Annotated in this window: 1 protein-coding gene; it reads right to left on the reverse strand. The window is 67.0% G+C overall.

The window, feature by feature from the left end:
* Window positions 1-1,941, reverse strand: a 1,941-nt coding sequence (kdpB, locus tag HV796_RS41930) for a potassium-transporting ATPase subunit KdpB (protein WP_175233502.1), incomplete at both ends; no start/stop codon positions are given.

Genomic DNA, 1,941 nt, shown 5'->3' on the forward strand with positions numbered 1-1,941 from the left:
CCGAGGCCGTAAATCAGCAGGTTGCGGCGCAACAGCGACGCCGCGCCGATCGGACGGTACTTGACGCCTTTGAGCGCCAGCGGAATCAGCATCACGATGATCAGCGCGTTGAAGATCACCGCTGACAGGATCGCCGACGCCGGTGTCGCCAGATGCATCACGTCGAGCACGCGCAGTTGCGGGTACGTCGACGCGAACGCCGCCGGGATGATCGCGAAGTACTTCGCGACGTCGTTGGCAATCGAGAACGTGGTCAGCGAACCGCGCGTCATCAGCATCTGCTTGCCGATCTCGACAATCTCGATCAGCTTGGTCGGGTTCGAGTCCAGGTCGACCATGTTGCCCGCTTCCTTCGCGGCCTGCGTACCGGTGTTCATCGCCACCGCGACGTCGGCCTGCGCGAGCGCCGGCGCGTCGTTGGTGCCGTCGCCCGTCATCGCGACGAGGCGGCCTTCGGCCTGGTGCGCACGGATCGTCGCGAGCTTCGCTTCCGGCGTCGCTTCCGCGAGGAAGTCGTCGACGCCCGCTTCGGCGGCGATCGCCGCGGCGGTCAACCGGTTGTCGCCGGTCACCATCACGGTCTTGATGCCCATCTTGCGCAGTTCGGCAAAACGCTCCTTGATGCCGCCCTTCACGACGTCCTTCAGCTCGATCACGCCGAGCACGCGCGCACCCTGCTCGCCCTTCTCGGCGACCACCAGCGGCGTGCTGCCGCGCCGCGCGACTTCATTCACGACGTTCTGCACTTCGGTCGGGAAACGGCCGCCGCGCGCTTCGACGTAGGTCTTCACCGCGTCGGCGGCGCCCTTGCGGATTTCACGGTCCGCGAGGTCGACACCGCTCATGCGCGTCTGCGCGCTGAACGCGATGAAGGTCGGATGCAGCGTGGCCATATCGCGCTGGCGGATATTGAAGCGCTGCTTCGCAAGCACCACGACGCTGCGGCCTTCCGGCGTTTCGTCGGACAGCGATGCGAGCTGCGCGGCGTCGGCGAGCGCTTCCTCGGTGACGCCCGGCGCCGGCACGAAGGCCGATGCCTGGCGGTTACCCAGCGTGATCGTGCCGGTCTTGTCGAGCAGCAGCACGTCGACGTCGCCAGCCGCTTCGACCGCGCGGCCCGAGGTGGCGATCACGTTCGCCTGCATCATGCGGCTCATGCCGGCCACGCCGATCGCGGACAGCAGACCGCCGATCGTGGTCGGAATCAGGCAGACCAGCAGCGCGACGAGCGCGGTGATCGTCACCACGTGGCCGGCCTTCACCACTTCGACCGCGAACACCGAGAACGGCAGCAGCGTGGCGGTCGCGAGCAGCAGCACGATCGACAGCGCGACGAGCAGAATGGTTAGCGCGATTTCGTTCGGCGTCTTCTGACGCTTGGCGCCTTCGACCATCGCGATCATGCGGTCGAGGAACGCTTCGCCCGGGTTCGCCGTGACGCGCACGACGATCCAGTCCGACAGCACGCGCGTGCCGCCCGTCACCGACGAAAAGTCGCCGCCCGACTCGCGGATCACCGGTGCCGATTCGCCGGTAATCGCCGATTCGTCGACCGACGCGACGCCTTCGATCACCTCACCGTCAGCGGGAATCGTGTCGCCGGTCTCGACCAGCACGACATCGCCCTTGCGCAGATCGGTGGCCGTGGTGATGCGGATCGGCGCCTTCGGATGCGGCTCGTTCAGCTTCTTGGCCATCACGTCTTTCTTCGCGCTGCGCAGCGACGCGGCCTGGGCCTTGGAACGGCCTTCGGCGAGCGCCTCCGCGAAGTTCGCGAACAGCACCGTGAACCACAGCCACAGCGACACGGCGAGAATGAAGCCCGCCGGCGCCTCGGCCTGGCCGAACAGCGCGGCCAGCCACAGGATGGTGGTCAGGATGCTGCCGACGTACACGCAGAACATCACCGGGTTGCGGAACTGCGTGCGCGGCGTCAGTTTC

The sequence above is a fragment of the Paraburkholderia humisilvae genome, from assembly GCF_902859855.1.
Taxonomy (GTDB): Bacteria; Pseudomonadota; Gammaproteobacteria; order Burkholderiales; family Burkholderiaceae; genus Paraburkholderia; species Paraburkholderia humisilvae.